This is a genomic window from Acinetobacter sp. NRRL B-65365 (assembly GCF_001605865.1).
In the GTDB taxonomy this organism is placed as follows: domain Bacteria; phylum Pseudomonadota; class Gammaproteobacteria; order Pseudomonadales; family Moraxellaceae; genus Acinetobacter; species Acinetobacter vivianii.
Genome location: NZ_LRPD01000067.1, coordinates 116,339 through 139,440 on the forward strand (window position 1 = coordinate 116,339; position 23,102 = coordinate 139,440).

Genomic DNA, 23,102 nt, shown 5'->3' on the forward strand with positions numbered 1-23,102 from the left:
ATAAAACAATTTTTAAATCTTCCAATAATATCGACCTTATGATTAAGCTATGAATTACTTCGAATATTTGCTGTTTATTGTGAGTGTGGTGGTCCTCATTGCCACGCCCGGCCCTGTGATGATTCTGGTAGCCAGTGCCGGACTCAAAGGCGGTTATAAAAAAGCTTTACAGACCATCTTTGGAACCAACTTTGCTTCTTTAATCCTGATTTTTATTTCAGTGCTGATTCTCAAGGGCTTTCTCACCATTGATGAAAATTACCTGAAAGCCATTCGGGTGTTAGGTTGCCTTTATATTGCTTATCTTGGTTATAGCATTATTAAAGAAGTCATTCAGGCACCGCATCCAACTGCAATTCAAACCGTATCGGCACAAAATGGTGGTTTTAAGAAAGGGTTTCTGGTCGGAATTTCCAATCCTAAAGATATTATTTTCTTCTCGGCATTTTTCCCGCAATTTATTTCAATTTCATCCAATATCAATTTTAGCCTCAGTCTATTGACCGTGACGTGGATCGTTCTAGATTTCCTGACTTTATCTTTGGTATATCTGTTCTTCCGTCGCTTATCGCAAAGCAGTATTTATCCAAAAATTCTCGGTTTATGCGGTGTCTTGCTGGTCTTGATTGCGCTCTATGGTCTAATCGAAACCTTTATCTAGACGTTCAACCAAGCCAAATAAAATTATTTACACACTGTTTTCTGATTCAAACAGAACAAGTCTTATACAATCGAATCCATTGAAATCTCTTGGATTCGTTTCATAATGAAAGAAACACAACATTATTATATTTAAAGATCATGGCAAAAAATTATTATGAAGAGCTAGGTGTTTCCAGAGATGCCTCAGCAGATGAAATCAAAAAAGCCTATCGAAAACTGGCGCGTAAATATCATCCTGACATTAGTAAAGAAGCAGATGCTGAAGCCAAAATGCAGGCGATTAATGTCGCCTATGACACCCTAAGCGATAGCACCAAGAAAGCTGAATATGATCAGATGCTGGATCACCCACAAGGTTTTTCCAACTTTGGTCAAGGCAACCAAAGCGGTTTCGATGGTTCGCAGTTCTATCGCCAGAGTTCAGGAGAAGGGGCAGATTTTAGTGGCTTTGAAGACCTGTTTGGTCGTTTTGGTTCAGGCTTTGGTGGTGGGCAACAACGCTCTCAACGCCAACAGCGTAGCTATCGGGGTGAAGATCAACATGCCAGTATTCAGGTCGATTTAGATATCGCCTATCACGGATCAACCCAGCAAATCACGCTACAAATTCCGACTTATAACGTCTATGGTGAGCCTGAGGTTCAACGCAAAACCTTAGAAGTTAAAATTCCAAAAGGAATGAAGGAAGGTCAGCAAATCCGTCTCAATGGTCAAGGCCAGAGTGGTATCAATGGCGGCGCAAATGGCGATCTTTATATCGAGATTCAGTACAAGGATACTGACCGGATTCGTGTTGAAGGTGCTGATGTATATCAAACTATTGATGTCAGTCCTTGGGAAGCGGGTCTCGGGCAAAGTATTGAAGTCAATACCCCTGCTGGACAGCTCAAGGTAAACTTGCCGAAAAACGCCAAGAATGGACAACAGTTACGTTTAAAAGAGAAAGGCATTCCGAATAAGACTGCGGGGCATCTGTACCTGATTATTAATATTGTTTTACCGCCAGCGCACAGTGAGCAAGAGCAACAGGCTTATCAACAATTTGCCGAAGCCTTTGCTGCATTCAAACCTCGTGCCTCATAAGGAGTAAGATCATGACAACGATTCAATACAAAGAAATTCAATATGACGGTCACTGCCAAGTTGAAATCATTGATGAACAATTGGCACTTGATCTTGAACACTTTGCAGAAGCATGTGGTCAAAGTACCGAATGGGTACTCAAACTGATCGATTATGATATTTTGCAAATCTCTGTCGATCCGCAAAGCTATCAGTTTATTGGTGAAGATGTCAGCCGTGCTCGGCGTGCCTATCGCCTGCAACGTGACTTTGATGCAAGCCTGTCAGCAGTAGCCGTGATGCTGGATTTAATCGATGAAGTGCAACAGCTTCGCAAACAGCTCAAACATTTTCATTAACCAATATTCTTAATTTAACGAACAACTAGATAAAATCTGATACTCGAGGGGGTCATCCACAACCTGAGCGAAGATAAACAAAGCACTGCTTTGTCTGAAGCGCAAGACGAACAGCTATGCTGTGAGTATGGCATCAAAAGTGAACCTTGCGGAGCTTTAGTCGCTCTTCATGTGGATGACGGTGCCTTTGCTCTTGCGAAGCTTTAAACGCTTCTCAGGTCGAAACCAAAGTAAGGCGAGCCTGAACGAACCAAAGCGATTAAAGCTTTGGTGAAGTGCAAGACGAAGTAGTTAATCCTGAGAACAGATGAGAACTCAGTATGACTCCACTAAAAATTACTTTTTAACAATGAAATATTTGAACGAAATCTGTTATTTCAGCTTGGTCATTTTCTCCACTTCTTTTAGCGTTTGCTTAATCGGTTCGTAGTCCAGAAACCATAGCAAATTCAGATTACGCTGCTTATGTTGCTGTGCTAACAAATCAATCACGCTCCGCTCACCGCGCCCAACCAGATGCTGACGATAGAAATAATATAGCAGCAACACAGTACTCATCAGCATCACGCCCAGCATGATCCAGAATCCGACAGGTGATTTCAACCCTGGAATAAACTCGAAGTTCATCCCATATACACCCGTTAATAAGGTTAATGGCGCAAAAATGGCTGTGATAATGGCTAATATGCGCATGTTTTCATTGGTTTGATTGGCAATCGCAGAAAAGTGCAAATCGATAGCCGACTGAATTGCATTACGCAAACGTAAGGTATGTTTCTGTACCCGTTCGACATGGCTCATCAGGTCATTCAAACGCACCAGCAAGATGTCTTGGGCCTTATGCTTATGCTCACCCACGACATGATGATAATTATCGACCAGTTCATCTCTAAACTCCTGCAAAGTTTCAATCTGCTCCTCACATAAATTTTCGATTTGCTGAAATGCCATGTCTTCATGGAATAACTGATGCCATTGCTTAAAACGACGATTCCCCTGTAACAACTGCTGCTGCCAATATTCAACCCGACGCGTTAACGGTGTGCGCAGATTCAGATAGCCATCAATCATGCTGTTCAGCAAGCGCAAGCAGAGGTCTGCGGGTGTCGCAGGTAATTTACGTGGTTTATTCTGTTCGGCAATCGGACGTCCCATAATGGTCTGTAGACGCTGTATATAGCTTTCGACGGCCTGATTTCCCTGCTCGCGTACACTCACCAGAACTTGTGGCGTCAGGATAAAACTCATTGGCGTGGTGGCGAGTCCAAAAACACTCTCATGGGATTCCAGAACATTTTCGCTTTCAAGAATCTGGTCATCTGGGCTAATTAACTTACGGAACACCAAGAGATCGTATTCTTCAACCGTATCAAAAGCACAAGGATGCTCAATATTGAGTAAATCGCGCATATGGAATTCATTCAAAACCAATCCCGTATGCCGACAAATATCGCTTTGCCACGTCTCGGTATGATTGACCAGATCCTGTCTTAAACTATCGACCCACAAAAATTCCAGCGCGTGTTCTGCTTGTTGTTCTGTACTAATAAAAATTGTATTTTCACTGTTATGGCGATAAAAATAATAAAGCTGCATAGGACAATATGAATTTGGATAGCTACTGAAATGCTGCCATGAAGCGTCGTAAAAAGCTATCGCTATTCAACCCACTATTTCCTGCACAATAAAAAAGCCTCACATGGAGGCTTTTTTAACAGATAAAAGATTATGCATCTTCTTTAACGATACCGTGCTTTAACGCCAGATCGAGTTGTTCTTTATCTAATGCCTTATCCCATTTCGCAACTACGATAGTCGCACATGCATTCCCGACAAGGTTGGTCAATGCACGACATTCAGACATGAAACGGTCAATACCTAAAATCAGCGCCATACCTGCAACTGGAATTGCGGGCACGACTGAAAGTGTAGCTGCCAAGGTAATAAAGCCTGCGCCAGTGATTCCTGCTGCACCTTTAGAGCTCAGCATTGCCACCAATAAAATGGTGATCTGTTGAGTCAGCGTCAATTCGATATTACATGCCTGCGCGATAAACAAGGCTGCCAAGGTCATGTAAATATTGGTACCATCCAGATTAAATGAATAGCCTGTCGGAATGACTAAGCCAACCACTGATTTTTCACAGCCCGCCTTTTCCATTTTCGCCATTAATGAAGGTAATGCTGCTTCAGATGAACTGGTACCGAGTACCAACCAGAGTTCATCTTTAATATAACGAATCAGATCAATAATCGAGAAGCCGTTATAACGTGCGACTGCACCCAGAATCACAATGACAAACAGTAAAGCCGTAATATAGAAGGTCGCAATCAGCAACATCAAATTACCAATCGAGCTAATCCCATACGCACCAATGGTAAAGGCCATTGCACCAAACGCACCAATCGGCGCGAACTTCATCAACATACCGACCAAGGTGAAAACGGGATTGGTCAATTGTTGAAGAAAGTCTGTGACTGGACGGCCTAAATCACCTGATTTTGCCAAAGCCAAACCAAATAATACGGCAACGAATAGAACCTGAAGAATTTGTCCCGATACGAATGGGCTGACCAACGTATCTGGAATAATATTCATTAAGAAGCCAGTAATCGAAGATTCATGCGCCTTAGCTGCATATTCATCGACTTTGGTGCTGTGCAAGGTACTTGGATCAATATTTAAGCCATGACCTGGCTCAATCACATTTCCGACAATCAGACCCACAATCAAAGCCAAGGTTGAAAAGGTCAGGAAGTAAATCATTGCCTTCCCGGTAACTCGTCCAACACTTCCAATATTTTTCATCCCTGCGATCCCTGTTACAACCGTCAGGAAAATCACAGGAGCAATGATCATTTTCACCATTTTAATGAATGCTTCGCCTAGTGGCTTCAAGCTTTCACCAAACTCAGGAAAGAAATGACCGAGTAGTATCCCCGCAACAATTGCGAAGATCACTTGTACATAGAGAATTTGATAGAACTTTGGTTTCTTGGGAGGTTGTTGGTCATCTTGACCTGCGGCTACATGATCGACAAGCATGTGCAATATTCCTTCATATTGAGATGAACAAATAGACTTCCGACTGTCTATCTAAAACCACATAAATACGGCAGGCACGGAAATTTGGGGAATTCTACGTTAGTTGTTGGGCTCAGATTTAAAGCATTAGACTAATGTCTAATATAAAGAAATTTTATGTTTACAGTTTCAACTTTTTATACTTATAACAATCATTAACTTAATAGAAAAAGCGCATTGTTTGTACAATGCGCTTTTTTTAGTCGAAAGACTGAGCTAGCTTATGCTTGCTCGATATCTTTCATTGTCAACTTGATACGACCACGGTTGTCGACATCAGCAACTTGTACTTTAACTTCCTGACCTTCTTTCAATACGTCAGTCACGTTCGCAATACGTTCGTTTGAAATTTGCGAAATATGAAGAAGACCATCAGTACCCGGCATGATGTTTACAAATGCACCGAATTCTACAATACGGATTACTTTACCGTCATAGATCTTACCTGGTTCAACCTCAGCAGTAAGTGCTTGAATTTTTGCAATCGCAGCACGAGCAGCAGCTTTAGTTTCACCAAATACGCGAACTGTACCATTATCTTCAATATCAATTGCAGCTTTAGTTTCTTCAGTAATGGCACGAATCGTTGCGCCGCCTTTACCAATCACATCACGGATCTTATCTGGATTGATGTTAATCACTTCAAATGTCGGTGCATTCGCACTGATTTCTGCACGTGCACGTGAAATCACTTTATTCATTTCATTGAGGATGTGCATACGACCAGCAAATGCTTGGTTTAATGCAACCTCCATGATTTCTTCAGTGATACCTTCGATCTTGATATCCATTTGAAGTGCAGTAATACCGTTTGCAGAACCTGCGACTTTAAAGTCCATATCACCTAAGTGATCTTCATCACCCAAGATGTCAGAAAGAACTGCGAAACGCTCCCCTTCTTTCACTAGGCCCATTGCGATACCCGCAACTGGTGCTTTAAGTGGAACACCTGCATCCATAAGTGATAATGAAGCACCACATACAGAAGCCATTGAAGATGAACCATTAGATTCCGTAATATCAGAAACGATACGAATTACGTACGGGAAGCGGTCAGCCGCTGGAAGAACAGCTTGAACACCACGACGTGCTAAACGGCCATGACCGATTTCACGACGCTTAGGACCAGATTCACGACCAGTTTCACCTACAGAGTATGCAGGGAAGTTATAGTGCAACATGAAGTTGTCAGTTTTCGTACCTGAAAGGGTATCAACCATCAACGCATCACGCGTGTTACCCAAAGTTGTTGTAACCAACGCCTGAGTTTCACCACGCGTGAATAACGCAGAACCGTGTGCACGGTCTAATACGCCAACTTGTACGTCGATACCACGAACAGTTTTGGTATCACGACCATCAATACGCGGCTTACCAGACAAGATGTTGTCACGTACAGTACGGTATTTAAGGTCTTCAAATAATTCATTTACTTCGTCAGCAATACCAGTCTCGTCATTTTCAGGAACGAACTGAGCAACCGCTTCTGCATAAAGTGCATCAAGTGCCGCATAACGGTCTTGTTTGATTGCAATGGTATATGCTTCAGAAATCTTCGCTTCGAAAGCTGCTTTTAATTGCTCAAGAAGCACTTCGTTTTTGCTTGGAGCAACCCAAGTTGATTCAACTGCGCCCGCAGCAGCAGCAAATTCTTTAATCGCTTGAATTGCGATTTGCATTTCGTCATGACCGAAAAGAACAGCACCAAGCATTTGGTCTTCTGAAAGCTCTTTTGCTTCAGATTCAACCATTAATACTGCAGATTCAGTACCAGCAACAACAAGATCAAGGTCAGATTGTGCAAGTTGTTCGAAGTTCGGGTTAAGAACGTATTCACCGTTAATTAAACCAACACGCGCACCACCGATTGGACCACGGAATGGTGTACCTGCAATTGACAATGCAGCAGATGTACCGAGCATTGCAGCAATATCGGCATCCATGGTTTTGTCAGAAGAAACAACAGTTGCTGTGACTTGAATCTCGTTGAAGTAACCTTCTGGGAACAACGGACGGATTGGACGGTCGATCAAACGTGAAATTAAAGTTTCAGCTTCAGAAGCACGACCTTCACGCTTACCGTAACCACCAGGGATACGACCAGCAGCATATTGTTTTTCTTGGTAGTTAACAGTCAACGGGAAAAAGTCTTGACCCGCTTTTGCTTTAGGCTGGGCAACAACTGCAACCAGAACAGTCACGCCACCCATGGTAACTAAAACTGTATTGGCTTGACGTGCAACACGACCCGTTTCTAAAACAACTTGATGTTGACCAAATTGAAATTCTTTACGAATGATATTAAACATTGACATGTATTATATTTTCCTAGTTTTATTCTAGTGAGACCCCTAAGGTTTGGCATTCAGACCACCACTAGCGTGTGGATAAATGACAAAGCTTAGAAGCCATCGCACTAGATCAAAAATTTTTAAATAAAAGTTAAACACAAAGAAGGAGCGAACAAGCGCCCCTTCTAAACTCACCTAACGGAAATTAGGTGAAACTCTCTTTTCAGCGATAAGGCATTGCAACATGCGAAATAGCGAAAACAAAGTAAAATCGAATTAACGACGTAAACCTAATGCGCCGATCAAAGCAACATAACGACCGTGATCTTTACCGTTTAAGTAGTCAAGTAATTTACGACGTTGGTTTACCATACGAATCAAACCACGACGGCTGTGATGGTCGTGTTTGTGTTCTTTAAAGTGACCTTGCAAATCATTGATTTGAGCAGACAATAAAGCAACTTGTACTTCAGGTGAACCAGTGTCGTTTTCAGCACGAGCAAATTTAGCGATGATCTCTGCGCGATCTGCGTTAGTTAAAGCCATTCGATTTCTCCGAGATGCTTAAAAAATAAAATGATATTGATCAGTTGAAAACAACTGACTGCCGTGCATCACTACAGCAAGGCGCTATTTTAAGTGATCTATCGCTATATTGCAAAATTGTTTTATGTTTGCCGGCATTTCGGCAGCTGACAGCATTGCACAAAATAGGCACACTACCCTTGCCCTGTTTAGATTCATGACAGAGGAAAAAAGAAAATGAAAAAATTGCGAGGGATGCGTGAAAATTTTATCAACCAATACTTGCTACGTTCCACATGACCTCAATCAGGTGATTCGCACCAAAGATGAAGTTTCGGCTGAATTGGGTGGCATGACAGAAAAGCAGATTCAAAAAATCTGGAGTAGTGTCGAAGCTCTCTATAAAACGGGGAATTATCCACTCATCACCTTATGTTTACGCCGACAGGGACAAATTCTGTTAAACCGCAGTATTGGTTATGCGCAAGGCAACTCGACGGAAGGCTTAGCACCTGATGCCAAGATTGCGACCCCAGATACACCTATCTGCCTGTTTTCTGCATCTAAAATGGTGACAGCCATGTTAGTGCATATGCTGGATGAGCGTGGCGACCTGAACTTACTTGATCCGATTAGCTATTACATTCCTGAATATGGCGTCAATGGCAAACGCCGTGCCACGATTTTTCATTTGCTTTCGCATCGTGGCGGCATTCCACGTATTGATAGCGAAGTAACGCCAGAGCTGCTATTTAATCAGGAAGAAATCTTAAAACTGCTTTATGCCGCGAAACCAGTTTCCCCTTCAGGTACACACCTTGCCTATCATGCCGTCACTGCAGGTTATATTCTGGGTGAAATCGTTCAACGCGTGACAGGACAAAGTGTTCGCGAATTCCTCGCGGAGCACATCGAAAAACCGATGGGCTTAGACTATTTTAACTATGGTTTAAAAGCTGAATATCGCGATGATGTAGCCTTGAACTATGCCACAGGGATTCATCCAAGCTTAGGCACAGATTTTTACCTCAACCATGTGTTAGGAGGTGGTCTGCAACTGGCGGTGGATGTCACCAATGATCATCGCTTTATGGATACGATTTGTCCTGCGGGTAACATTTATACCAGTGCTGAACAAGCGGGACGATTTTTTGAAATGCTGCTCAGTGGTGGTGAATATAAAGGCAAGCAAATCATGAGTGAAAAAACCGTATTCCGCTCAACCTTGCCGACCTCTGGCATTAGTCTGGATCGAACCCTATTAGCACCAATGCGCTATGCGCTGGGGCCAATGCTGGGTAGTAATCCTGTGGGCTTATTTGGTCCAATGACAGGTCAGGCGTTTGGTCATATCGGTTTCTCAAATATTTTGTGTTGGGCTGACCCTGAACGTGATATTAGTGTGTCCTTGCTTACCACAGGTAAATCAGTCGTAGGTACGCATCTACCTGCACTGGCAAAAACGTTGTACCAGATCTCCACAAATTGTCCAAAAATTCCGAAAAACCAGCGCCGTTCACTGTTTGCGACAGATCGCACTGAGGCGGATCTGGTTTAGCACTTAAATTAAGACAAAACATCAAAACAAAAAAAGCCCAAGTTTCAACTTGGGCCTTTGCGCTGAGGTTTTATTATTATCATTTTGCTTTATTTTTCTTGTTAACTCTTCTTCTCCTTTCACATTCATACCCTCTGAATGATCTTACACACATCATTGTCTTTATTATCTCGTTCTTGTGTGTGCTGTTTCTATACTGACTATTCTGTCAGAATCAATTGTGGAGAAAAATAGCATTTTTCTTATCTCTGTGTAAGATAAAACGTACAAGTCTGTATAACATTTAACTTAATAATAACAAAAAATTGTTCTACAACAGAATTCTCATTTCTTCTTTTTATCTGACTTGATTCAACACATACAAAGCGACAAAAACATGAATATTCACGTTTTGATTGGATTATAGAAATAGATTGATGGTGAAAAATTTGACGTGCTGAAACAGTAAAAATAAAAAAGCCCTGTAGTCTCTCCCAAAACTACAAGGCTTAGCGGCTGTAAGTTTCCTCTCTTATCACTTACTTCACTGTAAGTTCGCTGTCATCACGACGTTATTATTATATTTTTGCGATTTACCTAGCTTTCCGTGCTAGGCTCTTTGTGGGTACATAATCTCAAAAAGCTTTAATTTGCTCTAGCGACAATATCTCGAATCTTTGTAAGCTTTTACTTACAAAAGCTCATATTTTGTAGAAAAAGTTCACAATATAACCAAATTGATCTTTTGCACTAAACCACTGCGGCGTACTGTCCGTGTTGTGAGTGCCTGTTGTAGCGCATTTGGATCAGCCAAAATACTTACCACTTTTTTCGCCCGGGTGACCGCTGTATAGATCAGTTCCTGACTCAGCAATTTCTCCGCATTTGCATCCAGTACAATCGCGGTATGAGTAAATTCGGAACCTTGAGATTTATGGATCGTCAAGGCAAATGCAGTCTGCATATTTCGTGGTAAACGATGTGCTGCAATCCATTTGTTCAGGCTGGGAAAAAAGACTTCAAATTGCTGTGACTGGGTTCTATGTTTGAAGCAGATCCCGATATCCCCATTGGAAATACCGAGCTGGTAATCATTATAGGTCATCATCACTGGACGTCCGATATACCAGTCCCCTACGGCAATTTGTTTGAGTTGCTGGTTCAGCCATTGTTCAGCATGACGATTCAGCTGTTCAATCCCCAATTGTCCGTGGCGAATCGCGGTTAAAATACGATAGTCATCGAAGGCCTGAATCACCTGTGAAATATATTGCTCAGGTTCATCTGCCTTTAGATAAGTTTTTAATGCCTCGACATAGCCTTGAAAACCATACATTAATTTCTGCTGTGCCGTCGTAATATCAGTCTCATTCTGTTCTGGCAGATACTCAAGCTGAATCAGGTCAGGCATATCTTTAGATAAGGCCACTGCTTGTAAAGCTGTTGCTGGTACGATCTGACTTTCCAGATTTTCCAATACAGAAACAGCTTCTGCCTGATTGTGCTGATCCTGAATAAATCTTGCCAGTTGTCCAATCTTGGCCTCTCCAGAGAAACGACGACTGGTTTGCAGTTGCACCCGATTCTCCGCCAGTGCAGGAACTTGCTGTAAATCTGCCAAGACTGACCCAACATCAACCGAAGCCAACTGATTGGCATCTCCCAATAAAATAATGCGGCAAGCATCAGGCACCGCTTCAAATAAGGCAGTTGCCAGATTTAAATCTAGCATTGAGGCTTCATCAACGACAATCACGTCATAAGGTAAAGGTTGTTTCTGATTAAAACGAGGAATCTGCCGATTGCCCATACCCAATAAACGATGCAGAGTTTGTGTATTCTGATGGCGTAATTCATCGGTAATCAGTCCCGATGCCACCAGTTTTGGATCATTAAATGAGTTCTGTAATGCTTCCTGCATACGTTGTGCTGCTTTGCCTGTCGGGGCTGCCATCGCAATCCGAATATCAGGAATCATCTGATTCAGGGCAGCAATAATACGTGCCAACGTATAGGTTTTACCTGTACCCGGCCCGCCTGTAATAATACTCAGCCCTTGTTGCAACACCATTTTCAATGCTGCTTGCTGATGTTGATCACTCAGTAAATCGTGATAATCCTCAGCCTGAATGCTCTGAATCGTTTGTCGCTTTAATCGACAAATCTGATGAGCGAGGCGTTGCTCTAATTGCCAATATCGGTATAATGCCAAGCCCTGCTGATCATAGACGCACGGCGCCACCTGAGTGGTTGCAAGCTCACTAGAAACAGAAAGATCTCCGAGGGCTTCAAGCTGTAGTGGATTGACTTCAATACAACTATCGCCTTGCAAGCTGGCCTCAACCAGTTGCTGTAATACTTGTGCAGCGCCAACAGATTGCGATGATTGAGAAAATGTTGCTTGTGTGAGGTAGTTACTCCACATATTCAACCAAGTCATTTGCTCAGGCTGATTATCCACTAGCTTGTCCACAGAGTTATCCTCAAACTTACCCACACGCTTGTCCACAAGGTTATAAACATATTTATCCACATGATAAGTTTTTGTTTAGTTTAGCTTCATACATTTTATCTACACCATTTTTCCAGCTTTATCCTCAGAGAAATATCCAAGAATTGCATCCAAACGCAAGATAAATTCGTCCTCAGGTTTCCAGTACAGACAGCCTTGTTGCGCCTGTCCATTCATCCCACGTAAATATAAATAAGATGCCCCACCCAAATGCTGCTCTATGCTGTAGTTCTGCAATTTCACGCTCAGATAACGGTGCAACGCGACCAGATATAAAGCCGCTTGTAGCCAATAACTAGAGAGCGACATACTTTCTGCAATCTGATCATGCTGATAATCGGCTTGGTCCGTACCTAAATAATTACTTTTATAATCGGCGATATGGTAACGCTGACCATCGAAGTAAACTAAATCGATTGAACCATTCAGATAACGGGCAGACTTGGCCTCAAGCAGTTCAGGCATCTGGATCTCATATTCTTCAAACAGTTGCTGCACACGCTGCATTGCCAGCACCCGATCCGATAACGCCAGATAGAATGGACATTCCGATAGATATTGCCCCACAAGCAGTTGCTTTAATTGAAAGCCCTGATTCAGTGGCGTTACCAGTACATCCTGCAACCATGCCGCAATCCATTCATACAGTTGCTGTTCTGGTTGCTCCTGCTCTGGAAAGTGCTGTTGATATTGTTCGAGTAAATCGACCCATAAACTTTGATAGGTATTTTTAAAACGACGGCGAATTTCCTCAATCCACGTTTCTGGTCGCTGAAAATCAATCTGCTCAAAAATCTCATGCAGAAAGTTGCCCGCCAGCGTGCCTTTAGGAAAGTATTGCTTAATCCATGCGATCGGTTGAGAGGTTGCTAAACTCTGATGACTGGCAAGATTAAGTTCATCTTCGGCCTGTTCAAAATCGGGGTCGATATTCGCCAGTCGGTCAACGCGATTGGCCTTGTGCTTGAGATGCTGCGCCAGATAACTGAAACTGGTCTTGCCACGTGCATAAAAGCGTTGCTCAGGCAAAGGCTGGGCAGCAAGCAGGAGCTTTTGTTTGTCCTGCTGATGATAGGCGGCATACGGTCGTTCAAGTACCAAAGCTTCATCTGCACAACAACGATGCTGAAACGGCTCACCCTGATTTTTCCAGAAGGCCAGACCAGAAAACTTATTTTTATCCCCTTTTTCAGGTTCAAATACCGCATAAACCCGATGGCTGGCACGCGTCAGTGCCACATACCATAAACGGTTTTGCTCAGCTAAGGCGCGTTGCTGATGTTGATCTAACTCAGCCTGCTGTAGAAAGTTTTTATCTGCGACAGCAACCACCCGTTGCGTACGGATCTGCCCTGTTTCTGGATGCTGAATCTCGGCAGTCGAAAAATTTAAACTCTTCTGCATTTCAACAAAGGCTTTGTTGGCACCAAGCAGAAACACGATTTTATATTCCAGCCCTTTGGACTGATGAATCGTCATCAACTGTACGCCAGCTTCACTGGACAGCTTATGTTCTAGCTCCCATTCACGGTCACTAGGCGAATGCAGTTGTTTGAGATACCAGTGATACAGATTTTGTATGCCTTGTACATGTTCGCTGTGCTGACTCAGAATGTCGGTGAGATGACGTAAATTGACCACCGCACGCTCATTATCCTTACTCTGCGTTGCCACCAGTTGCTGCCAGATGCCAAACTGGTTTAAACAACGTTGCCACGCCGCCAGAAAACCTTGATTGAGCCACATCTCCCGTATTTCATCCAGTTGCTGGATATAAGCACTTAAGCCTTCTGGACTTTGCTCAAGCGCCAACAAACGGGTTAAATCAAAGCCAAATAAACGGCTCAGTAAGGCACGCTTTAATTTGGCCTCATCATAAGGATTGAGAATGGCGGTTAACAATGCCCCAATATCCTGTGCAATCGCTGAATCAAAGACACTGCGTTTGGAAGGACGGTTGACCCGAATCCCCAAACGTTCCAATACGTATTGCACTTCATCGAGTTGGCGATGGCTACGGGAGAGTACTGCAATATCATCTTCGCAAATGGCTTTAGGGGCTTCACCCTCCAAATACAATTGTGTTGCATGCGCCTGATTTAACAGCGTCTGTATTTTCCAAGCCACTTGGGTCGCTTGTTCATTACCATCCTGTAGCTGCAACCAGCGTAATGGTGCGGGATTGATCTGGTTATTTTCAATCAAGGCAGGATGTGGACGCGATCCCGCCTGAATCGGGTCATACAATACCTGCTCACCAAAATCGGTCTGTCGCTGGAACAGGACATCTACCACCTCGACCAGTTCTTTCACTGAACGATGGTTATGAATCAGCTTATAGACACGCCCCTGCTTGGACATAATATCCTGATGGGCATTCAGGAACGTCAGCATATCGCCGCCACGGAAACCATAAATGGCCTGCTTACGATCCCCGACCATGATCATGCAGCCCTTTTTATAGCGCTGTGGATGTCGCCAAATACTGGCCAACATATCATCCTGATCTTGGTTGGTGTCCTGAAATTCATCCACCAGAATCAGCGGATAACGTGCCTGTACAAATACGGCAAAACGTTGTCCCTGCTCGCCTTTTAATGCTTCAGACAAGGTTTTAATTTGCTGGGAAAATGTGGTTTCGCCCTTTTGCTGCAATACTTGTGGCAGCCTTTTTTTGACCTCAATACACAGATAGGCCTTTAGATAAACCTGTAATTGTTCAAATTGTTGCTGTGTTTGTTGTAATGCCTGACCAAGCGTCTGTAACTGCAATATTGCAGGATGCTGATAAAATCCATCACTAATGTCTGCAGGACATTTCTTAAAAATTTTCTGATTATCGAGCTTGTCTAAAAATTTAAATAAGGCATCGCGATCTGCCTCAAAATAAGCATCAAAAACCTGTATCGATGTAGGTTGCTTTAAAGCGTTTAATAGCGCAGGACAATGCACTGTAAACAGCTTATTAAAAGCATGGTTGCGGAAAGACGTACCATTAATATGGGAATAATGCGCGCCATCCAGATGAAAATATTCAGCCAGCTCAGCCAATTCAATCTGTTCAGCTTGCTGCTGCCATTGCTGTAATTGCGCCAGTTCAATCTCAGGCATGGCTGGTAATTTAAATTGAGCCGAACTAAAGTTGAGAGAACTCTCGACCATCGAGACAAAATGGTCGACACTCTTGAGACCGCCGACGCTATAAAGTGCATCAATCACTTGTTGTGGTTGAGCCTGAATCCATTCACGCAATACATCATGAATCAATTGACGAGTATAGCTTTTTGCATCATCGGTAATCTGTGCCGCTTCGATCTTGCCACTTTCAAAAGCAAACTCTCTGAGCAACTTCTGGCTAAAGCTGTCCAGTGTTCCGACAAATAATTCATCTAACTGATCAATCACCAGTTTCAAGCGTTCACAGGCGTAGGCAATACGAGGTGCACAAGTCTGTAAAACCTGCTGTTTGAGCGGATCCGACTCTTGTACAGCCAATGCCTGAATATCCTGTTCCAGCACTGTACGTAACGGTTCCAGATATTGCTGCATCTCCACCAGACGTAAACGGATACGGCTTTTTAACTCGGCAGCGGCGGCACGGGTAAAGGTGGTTGCAATGACCTGATTGGGCAGATATTTCTCCAAGAAAATACGCACCATCAAGCTGGACAGCGTATAAGTCTTGCCTGTCCCCGCTGAGGCTTCAATCAGATGTAGACCTTCGAATTGAATATCTCGAATCGGTTGAAAAGACGTATTTTCTATAGATGACATAAGCCCCATACTCTGAAACTAAAACGATGCGCGAAGGCATGGCAATCATTTTTAATCATAACTGATTGTATTCGAACTTTCACAGCCGTTGTGCTGAGTCCACATCTCTCCGAATAGATGTTATACATCTATATTTCATCGTATTTCAGGATCTATCGCGATGAATATAGGCGATACGGAATATGCAATAAATAAATTCGAAGGAAAATAAATCTATGAAAAATATTATCTTTCTATCTGTCATTATTGGGGCAACTTTAGTTAGTGGATGTAGCAAGTCAAATAATAGCTCGACAGCCCCGAATCATAGCGCCACAGCAGATACAACAGAAGATGACATTTCGGGTCATAATGACACAAATCACTCATCCAATACTTTTGCTATTCAAAACATCCCAATCTCAACCCATCAGTTTGGAGAATTTCCCTTTTTTAATCTTCCAGCAGGGTTGATCACCACTAACCCACCGATTCAACGTAAATATGACATCGTCTACTTTCCTATTAACGGAGTGATGACGCCCATCGAAGGCCGTGTATGGAAATCTCATATTTCTCTAGAGAAACCAGAAAATGGGGACTGGTCTCTGCCTTACTTCTTAAAAAGTTACGATGATGCAATCACTGCGGTCGGTGGGAAAAAGATATTTGACGGAAAAATCACAGATCAGGAATATAAACGCTATCACGATCAGGCACCCTATTTAGGTGAAGATGGCTCGATTGGCTACGCGGATCAGGACATTAAAGTCTATATTATTCGCAGGCCAGATGGCGATGACATCTACCTTCAACTAACTGGTGATACCGCTTCTGGTCGCGTCAACATTTTACAAGAAAAGCCATTTAAACAGACCATCACATTACTCCAGTCAGAGGAGATTCAGCAACAACTGGAAGACACAGGTAAAGCCATTCTATATATCAATTTCGACAGCAATAAAGCGACCTTAAAACCTGAAGGTATGGTCAGTATTCAAGAGATCAAGGAAGTACTCGATAAAGATCCTCAACTTAAGCTTGAAATACAGGGCTATACAGATGATATAGGCAGCGCTGAGCATAACCAGATGTTGAGTCAGGCACGTGCAGAAGCCGTCAAGAATGAGCTTGTTAGAGCCAACATTTCCTCTAATCGGCTTCAGGCAACAGGCTTTGGGCAGACTAAGCCGATTGCAGATAATCAGACCGAGCAAGGAAAAGCGAAGAATAGACGAGTCGAGCTGGTCAAACTCAATGCTGACTAACAGTCCCCATACTCCAACGCTTGTTGATATAGGACAATCAAGATATTCCTGCACTCAACAAGCGGGTGTTGCCGATGTGCTATTCCACACGTAAAAATTCAAAAATAGGTTGGTACAAGCGATAGGAATAGTGATCACAAGCATATTGCAATAATGCTGCTGCATCCTGTTCTTGCAAAATAAACTGCCAGTCCCGATGTAACTTACAGGCTTCATTCTGGGTCATATCAAAGCCAGAGAAATCGCCTGTATCATTCCAGTCTTTCAGCACCTGCTTTTGACTGTCTTCAACTAATACCTGCTTTGAATCCAGCTCAAACCATTCGTATTGCTTAACTTTTTCCAGTGGCTTTAACATCAATGCCGCAGGTAAAACCACAGGCTGTTGTTGTGCAGTTTGCCAAAGTTCCAGCCACGCATGTAAATAAGTCTGTGCTTGCTGGGAACTCAAACCTTCACAAATCACGGTCTGATCGCTAAATACCACGATACGGCGTTTTTCAGTTGCCGTCTCATGATTCAATACCGTGAGCCACAACAGATATTCCAGCCAGACCTTGGCAAAACGTTTGGCACGTGCGCTTGAAGCATCCAGACTAATCCAGTCCTGCCCGATGTGTTTCGGGGTCATACAACCGATCTGTAAATGTTTCGACACCCGCCAAACACGCTGTGTGGTTTCTGTCGGCGCTGGGGCATATTGCTGCAAACGTTCCAGTAAACGCTGTTGCTCTAAGCGGCTTTGCTGCCAAGCACTTTGCTGGACTTTGCCTACAGGCAACTGATCTTGTAATAACTGAGGTGAAGTCTTGTCATCATGCTGCTGTAAAAAATGACGAATGGCATATTTACCCAAACCATCTAGCAATAAAGGCTCAGTTTGATCAACGAGTTCTGTTGCACTCAGGTTTTCTACACCCAAAGTTTTTAAGTACAAACGGGCTGGAAAAGTAACATCCTGAATCCATTGCTGACCATCCAGAATCAGCATTTCATTATTTTCAACAGGATAAACGGTATTGACCCAAGCCGCTCGTTCGCCTTTTTCCTGCTGGATTTGCGAAGCAACTTTAAACCATTGATCTTTAAAACGAATATGGCCTTGTTCTGCCATAAAGCCTAATGGATCAAAGGGTTGTAAGCGATGAATATAGAAAAGTGGATACAACTGTGTCGGGAGTTGCAAGGCTGCAAATTCTTTAGAAAAATCCTCTATATCTCCAGAGTCACCCTTTTTGAAAGATGGGCTGAGAGCAATTTCCCCCAATGAAGTCTCTTCCTCTGAAAGAGATTTAGAGAGGGGTGGCTTTATAATCAGTGCCAAGTGATCACGGAAATTTTGTAACACACTGGATGGCTCTCGTACTTCACCATCATTCACATCAAAACCATTATAGAACAACCATAATTGTTCCTGCGCCAACAAGACCGCATCTAAAAAAGCGCCCTGATCATCTTCCAGACGAGAACGATCCCCCAATTGCTGACGTAACGCATCCATCAAATCAAAAGGAATATGACTATCACGATTTGGAAATTTTCCTGTATCCAGATTCAACATCACAATCAGTCGATAAGGAATTGGCCGAATCTGACCAATCTGGCTAAAGGTAATTTGCCCTGTGGGTTCAACCTGCGCTGACTGGCTTTCCAGCGTCCGTTGAATTTCTTCAATGATATAAGGCAGAGGCAAAGAAATCTGGCGTAACTGGCTTTCCATATCTTCATAATAACTTGCCAGCGTCAGCATCCGCTCCTGCTTCTGAATAATCTCACGCACAGCTTTTAAGGCCACAATATCGGCCTGTTCAAACTCTTGAACATCTGCTTTCAGGCGTTTTAGCCATGTCTCTACTGGTAAGCGCTGGCCTTGCTCATGCGCCACCAGCCAGTGACGTCGCACCGACAAATCCTGATATATCTGGATCAGAATACCAATCAGTTCAAAATCACTTGGCTGTACCGCTGCATAACTTAAAGTTTGCTGCACCATTACATGCGCAGGCACGGCAATGCCTAAAGCCAAACGATCTAAAGCAAACTTAAAGCTATAACGGTAATCTTGATCATCGGCACTTAAACTGTGCTTGAGATGCTCCTCATCCAGACCGCGTTTAAAACCCGCTTCATTGAGCAAGGTCAGGATGCGTTGTGCCTGACTATAATCCAGTCCATAACGCTGTTGGGTTGCTGATAGATTCAACCAGTCAGCAAAATCATCTTGCGTCATTCGAGTTTGCGTCAGTTGCAAACGGCCCAGCACTGCCCGCCAAGCATTCAGTGCATCGAGCTGGGCCACACCTGCAATTTTAACGGGTAGGAACACATCATGATCATTGGGTACTGAAGGGAAAACACTACGAATCAGCGGCTCAAGCTCTGCCAGATTCGGGGTCAGAATCAGAATATCGTTGGGACGACGTGGTGATGAATCTGACTGGGAAAGCCAATGTAAGAGCTGTTCTTTTAACACCTCCAGCTGTCTGAGGCTCGAATGACAGACATGGAACTGAACCGATTTATCCTCGGCTGCCAGTTCATATTGCTCGGGTAATGGCTCTGCCAGATAGAAAATATCCGACTGGATTTTGCCCAGTAAGGTCTCGGGAAAATAATCTTCAAATGCATCAACCCATTTCCCCTCCTCGCCCGTTGCAAGTTGTGATAACAAGGAAAAGTGATCACGCGCCTGCTTGCCTAAACGGGTGAGTAAAGGATGACGAGATTCACGATTTAGGGCATTAAAACCTAAACTGAAACGCTCAAAAAAAGCAGTAATTTCTGCATCGGTTGCCTTGGGATGCTTGGCAATAAAACGTTCTTTCACGCCTAAGTCATAACGTTGCTTCCACAAGGGATCGACACTATCTGCCCAATACTCTTGTGAAGGGTTATAGTGCAAAATCACCACATCAAGATATTGACCTAAACGGCGTAAAAACTGCAGCTGGCTGGGTGGCAAATCAAGCACCGTAAAAACGATCACCTGATTCGGTAATTGTGCTAAAGCTTTTGCCCGTGTCTGCTCATTGTCTAAAGTCTTCCAGAAATCAGCATCAATTCCCTGCATTTCAATAAAGTCATCATGGAAATAGTTTTGCCATAACCAGCGTTGCCACGCTTCCAGTTGCTCGGTCTGGTTTAAGCTAAAGGCTGAGGTCTGCTGATCCGTCTTGGCGATCAGCTGTTCAATATTCAGTGCTTTATTCTGTCCCCAAGTCGAGAGCCAGTTCGTTGTGCAACTGCATTCACTGCGACAGCCTTTTTGACAATGACCGCGATAAATCATGTAGTTATTAAAGAGTTGCGACACCTGCTCCGCCACCCAATACAACATGCTCTGCTTTTTTAACTGTTTTTCTGTGCCCTGCGGTAATTGGGCCGCACTGTCATAAATGCGCTGCACAATTGAATATAAAGGATGATCTGTAGCAAGATCGAGCTGATCAGCACGGATAAAGGGCTGCAAGGCTTGGTGAATACGCCATTTTAAAATTAATCGTGGAATATTGGCCTTTCGCACCTGCTCCTTATTTTCAAGCACCTGCTGATAGGCATACCACTGAAAACCACGAATACGCTGATGGAATTGATAATTGGCGGTCATGCCTTGCTGTTCAGCAATCTTCTGTGTTAACCATTGTTCTTGTGCAGGACTCGGGACAATAAAATGCTGGGTTTTAAACACCTGAAAAGGTGAATCACTGGGCTGGGTAATTGATGCCATCACGCCTTGTAATAACACTTCAAGACGTTGACTTTGAATAACATGAATACCCATGTATTAATATAACCTCATCAAAAAATGATCATTTTGTTGCACGAAAACGTCCATAATAGTCACTATACAACATTCAACTTCATATCATGAAGTCACGTTAAATACACAATCCAACAAAAAAATTGTTTTGAAATTCACCATTCAATACGATTGAATGTACTATCAAGGGATAGACTTTAGGTATAACTTTATGAAAATTGAAAAAATTCCTGATTCCATTGACCCAAGTTTAAACTTGGAACAAATCCGTGACGAATGTTTAGAACTCACTAAAAAACGTGCATATTGGTCCGCAGGTGCAGCAATTGTACCGATTCCATTCTTTGATGTGGTGGTTGATTTGGGCATGCTGACCCAGATTATTCCCGATATTAATGCCCGCTTTGGTTTGGCACCTGAACATATCAGTGTTTACGACCCTGAAACTAAAAAAGTTCACTGGGACGAACTACGTAAACGCGGATTTGAGTTTTCAGGTTTTGTGGTGGCGCGTACCGCGATGAAAAAGTCGTTTAATGGCTTTTTCACCAAGATTGCCACCAAACAGGTGACTAAATTTATTCCTTTAGGCGGACAACTTGTGGCAGCCAGTCTCGGCTATTTCATGATGCGTAAAATCACTGAAGCGCATGTACAGGATTGCTATAATCTGGCAAAACGGATTCAGCAAAAAAGCCGTAATACCATTGTTGCTTAAATCAAAAACGAGCAGGTATCGATTTAAATACCTGCTTTTTATTGGTTTGGTCAGGTGAAATGAAAAACTGAAAATTGCCCTTATTACTCGACCAAATTCATGTGTTATTCACTTCACACCTCAGGACTCCTGTTTACATCACACCAACACACCCATAAAAAAACACCACAATTACGTTAATATTCACTTAATTTTTTAAGCTTTCATAAAGATTGTATTTTTAATCTCCACATCTCGATGATAATTAGATGATGGAGCGTCGTTGTGCAAACTAGCCAATCACCTTCTCGTGTCCGTGCGATTTTTAACGTGACCAGCGGGAACTTCCTTGAACAATACGACTTCTTCCTTTTCGGTCTCTATGCACAGGCGATAGGCGAGACTTTCTTCCATTCCGATAGCAGTTATGCTGCACTGATGAAAACCTTTTTGGTGTTTGCTGTCAGTTTTCTGATGCGCCCGATTGGTGCGCTGGTACTTGGCCCTTATGTTGACCGGATCGGCCGCCGTAAAGGTCTAATGGTGACTTTGAGCATTATGGCTTTTGGTTCTTTAATCATTGCATTTACGCCAAGCTATGCCAGTATCGGCTTTGCAGCCACAGTCCTTATTTTCGCGGGTCGGCTTGCGCAAGGTTTCTCTGCTGGCGTTGAACTTGGCGGGGTCTCGGTTTATTTGGCAGAAATTGCCGAGCCACATAACCGTGGTTTTATCACCAGTTGGCAATCAGCGAGTCAGCAAGTCGCGGTGATCTTCGCTGCTGTGTTGGGCTATCTCGTCAGTGTCGTTTTCACTAAAGCTCAGGTTGATGCATGGGCATGGCGTATTCCCTTTTTTGTCGGCTGTGCCATCATTCCATTTATTTTCTGGCTACGGAAGTCACTGGCTGAAACAGAAGCTTTTGCCTCGCGTAAAGAACATCCAAGCACTCGACAAATTCTAAGCACTTTGGCGGCCAACTGGAAAATTGTGCTGGCAGGTGTGTGTATGGTCGCGACGACAACAACGATGTTCTACTTTATTACTGTCTATACACCGACTTACGGTAAAGAAGTACTCCATTTAACCCGCACCGAAAGTTTAATCGCCACGATTATGGTTGGGCTAAGTAACTTTATTTTATTACCGATTGGCGGACATCTTTCTGACAAATTTGGTCGAAAACCACTGTTAATCACCACAACCTTGTTGATCTTTATCAGTGCTTATCCACTACTGACTTGGTTGACCCATACCATTAGCCTGTCGCATATGTTGATGGTGCTGTTGTGGTTCTCTTTGCTGTATAGCTTCTACAACGGTGCGCTGGTGGTTTCACTAGCGGAAATGATGCCGAGTTCAGTCCGCATTGCTGGTTTCTCCGTGGCTTATAGCTTTGCCACCTCGATTTTTGGTGGACTCACACCGATGATTGCAACCTATCTGGTACAGACCTCAGGCAATAAGAGCATGCCTGCTTTCTGGCTGATGTTCGCCGCAATCACCAGTTTAATCGCGACACTGATCGTATTCCGTCAGCATCGCAGCTATAGCGCACAATTGGCGAGTAACAATTAATTTAATTGAAGT

At 43.2% G+C, this 23,102-nt stretch carries 13 protein-coding genes and 2 pseudogenes; 7 read left to right on the forward strand and 8 right to left on the reverse strand.

Annotated features, from left to right (window positions below):
- The first annotated feature begins 49 nt into the window (after positions 1 to 49).
- The 3 genes from AWW72_RS17250 (at position 50) to AWW72_RS17260 (ending at position 2,084) form a co-directional block, all read left to right on the forward strand.
- Positions 50 to 661, forward strand: coding sequence for a LysE family translocator (locus tag AWW72_RS17250; RefSeq protein WP_062848124.1), 612 nt, complete (start codon positions 50 to 52; stop codon positions 659 to 661).
- Positions 662 to 801: 140 nt separating this feature from the next.
- Positions 802 to 1,746, forward strand: a complete 945-nt coding sequence (locus AWW72_RS17255; RefSeq protein ID WP_062848125.1) for a DnaJ C-terminal domain-containing protein — start codon at positions 802 to 804, stop codon at positions 1,744 to 1,746.
- An 11-nt stretch (positions 1,747 to 1,757) separates the two neighbouring features.
- Positions 1,758 to 2,084 (forward strand): chaperone modulator CbpM, encoded by a 327-nt coding sequence (locus tag AWW72_RS17260; RefSeq protein WP_004774148.1) that lies wholly within the window; start codon positions 1,758 to 1,760, stop codon positions 2,082 to 2,084.
- 372 nt (positions 2,085 to 2,456) lie between these two features.
- On the opposite strand, the gene AWW72_RS17265 is transcribed toward AWW72_RS17260, so the two are convergent.
- The 4 genes from AWW72_RS17265 to rpsO form a co-directional block, all read right to left on the reverse strand.
- The gene (locus tag AWW72_RS17265; RefSeq protein ID WP_004774147.1) at positions 2,457 to 3,680 is read right to left on the reverse strand and encodes a magnesium transporter CorA family protein; all 1,224 of its coding nucleotides are present in this window, start codon (positions 3,678 to 3,680) and stop codon (positions 2,457 to 2,459) included.
- Between the two features lie 130 nt (positions 3,681 to 3,810).
- Entirely contained in the window at positions 3,811 to 5,130 is a 1,320-nt protein-coding gene (locus tag AWW72_RS17270; RefSeq protein ID WP_005226497.1) for a dicarboxylate/amino acid:cation symporter, read from the reverse strand.
- A 260-nt stretch (positions 5,131 to 5,390) separates the two neighbouring features.
- Positions 5,391 to 7,478, reverse strand: a complete 2,088-nt coding sequence (pnp, locus tag AWW72_RS17275; RefSeq protein WP_171067053.1) for a polyribonucleotide nucleotidyltransferase — start codon at positions 7,476 to 7,478, stop codon at positions 5,391 to 5,393.
- Between the two features lie 258 nt (positions 7,479 to 7,736).
- A complete protein-coding gene (gene rpsO, locus AWW72_RS17280) occupies positions 7,737 to 8,006 on the reverse strand; it encodes a 30S ribosomal protein S15 (RefSeq protein WP_004774141.1) in 270 nt (89 codons plus the stop codon).
- Between the two features lie 238 nt (positions 8,007 to 8,244).
- Between rpsO and AWW72_RS17285 the strand changes: the two genes are divergently transcribed.
- Complete coding sequence (locus tag AWW72_RS17285) at positions 8,245 to 9,543, forward strand: serine hydrolase domain-containing protein (RefSeq protein WP_062848126.1); 1,299 nt, start codon at positions 8,245 to 8,247, stop codon at positions 9,541 to 9,543.
- A 700-nt stretch (positions 9,544 to 10,243) separates the two neighbouring features.
- Here AWW72_RS17285 and recD read toward each other — a convergent pair.
- Entirely contained in the window at positions 10,244 to 11,995 is a 1,752-nt protein-coding gene (gene recD / locus AWW72_RS17290) for an exodeoxyribonuclease V subunit alpha (RefSeq protein WP_212815508.1), read from the reverse strand.
- Between the two features lie 99 nt (positions 11,996 to 12,094).
- On the reverse strand, positions 12,095 to 15,808 hold the full coding sequence (locus AWW72_RS17295; RefSeq protein WP_062848128.1) for a UvrD-helicase domain-containing protein: 3,714 nt from the start codon (positions 15,806 to 15,808) through the stop codon (positions 12,095 to 12,097).
- A gap of 215 nt (positions 15,809 to 16,023) precedes the next feature.
- Here AWW72_RS17295 and AWW72_RS17300 point away from each other — a divergent pair, with 215 nt between their 5' ends.
- Positions 16,024 to 17,055 carry an OmpA family protein gene (locus AWW72_RS17300; protein ID WP_062848129.1) on the forward strand — a complete coding sequence of 344 codons (1,032 nt, stop codon included), beginning with the start codon at positions 16,024 to 16,026 and terminating at the stop codon, positions 17,053 to 17,055.
- A gap of 79 nt (positions 17,056 to 17,134) precedes the next feature.
- Here the strand turns inward: AWW72_RS17300 and AWW72_RS19870 are convergent.
- Together AWW72_RS19870 and AWW72_RS17305 are read right to left on the reverse strand one after the other, a co-directional pair.
- A pseudogene (locus tag AWW72_RS19870) lies at positions 17,135 to 18,244 on the reverse strand (exodeoxyribonuclease V subunit gamma); the annotation flags it as partial.
- A gap of 104 nt (positions 18,245 to 18,348) precedes the next feature.
- Positions 18,349 to 20,836, reverse strand: a pseudogene (locus AWW72_RS17305) (exodeoxyribonuclease V subunit gamma); the annotation flags it as partial.
- 190 nt (positions 20,837 to 21,026) lie between these two features.
- On the opposite strand from AWW72_RS17305, the gene AWW72_RS17310 reads away from it, so the two are divergent.
- Both AWW72_RS17310 and AWW72_RS17315 read left to right on the forward strand, forming a co-directional pair.
- The gene (locus AWW72_RS17310) at positions 21,027 to 21,533 is read left to right on the forward strand and encodes a hypothetical protein (RefSeq protein ID WP_047431420.1); all 507 of its coding nucleotides are present in this window, start codon (positions 21,027 to 21,029) and stop codon (positions 21,531 to 21,533) included.
- A gap of 264 nt (positions 21,534 to 21,797) precedes the next feature.
- Positions 21,798 to 23,090 carry an MFS transporter gene (locus tag AWW72_RS17315; protein WP_062848131.1) on the forward strand — a complete coding sequence of 431 codons (1,293 nt, stop codon included), beginning with the start codon at positions 21,798 to 21,800 and terminating at the stop codon, positions 23,088 to 23,090.
- Positions 23,091 to 23,102 lie beyond the last annotated feature (12 nt).

What these genes read in the sequence shown, in the direction of transcription:
- AWW72_RS17310 (WP_047431420.1), top strand. Translation starts at nt 21,027, where the DNA reads ATGAAAATTGAAAAAATTCCTGATTCCATTGACCCAAGTTTAAACTTG.
- pnp (WP_171067053.1), bottom strand. Translation starts at nt 7,478, where the DNA reads ATGTTTAATATCATTCGTAAAGAATTTCAATTTGGTCAACATCAAGTT.
- AWW72_RS17260 (WP_004774148.1), top strand. Translation starts at nt 1,758, where the DNA reads ATGACAACGATTCAATACAAAGAAATTCAATATGACGGTCACTGCCAA.
- AWW72_RS17265 (WP_004774147.1), bottom strand. Translation starts at nt 3,680, where the DNA reads ATGCAGCTTTATTATTTTTATCGCCATAACAGTGAAAATACAATTTTT.
- AWW72_RS17250 (WP_062848124.1), top strand. Translation starts at nt 50, where the DNA reads ATGAATTACTTCGAATATTTGCTGTTTATTGTGAGTGTGGTGGTCCTC.
- AWW72_RS17255 (WP_062848125.1), top strand. Translation starts at nt 802, where the DNA reads ATGGCAAAAAATTATTATGAAGAGCTAGGTGTTTCCAGAGATGCCTCA.
- AWW72_RS17300 (WP_062848129.1), top strand. Translation starts at nt 16,024, where the DNA reads ATGAAAAATATTATCTTTCTATCTGTCATTATTGGGGCAACTTTAGTT.
- AWW72_RS17270 (WP_005226497.1), bottom strand. Translation starts at nt 5,130, where the DNA reads ATGCTTGTCGATCATGTAGCCGCAGGTCAAGATGACCAACAACCTCCC.
- rpsO (WP_004774141.1), bottom strand. Translation starts at nt 8,006, where the DNA reads ATGGCTTTAACTAACGCAGATCGCGCAGAGATCATCGCTAAATTTGCT.
- AWW72_RS17295 (WP_062848128.1), bottom strand. Translation starts at nt 15,808, where the DNA reads ATGTCATCTATAGAAAATACGTCTTTTCAACCGATTCGAGATATTCAA.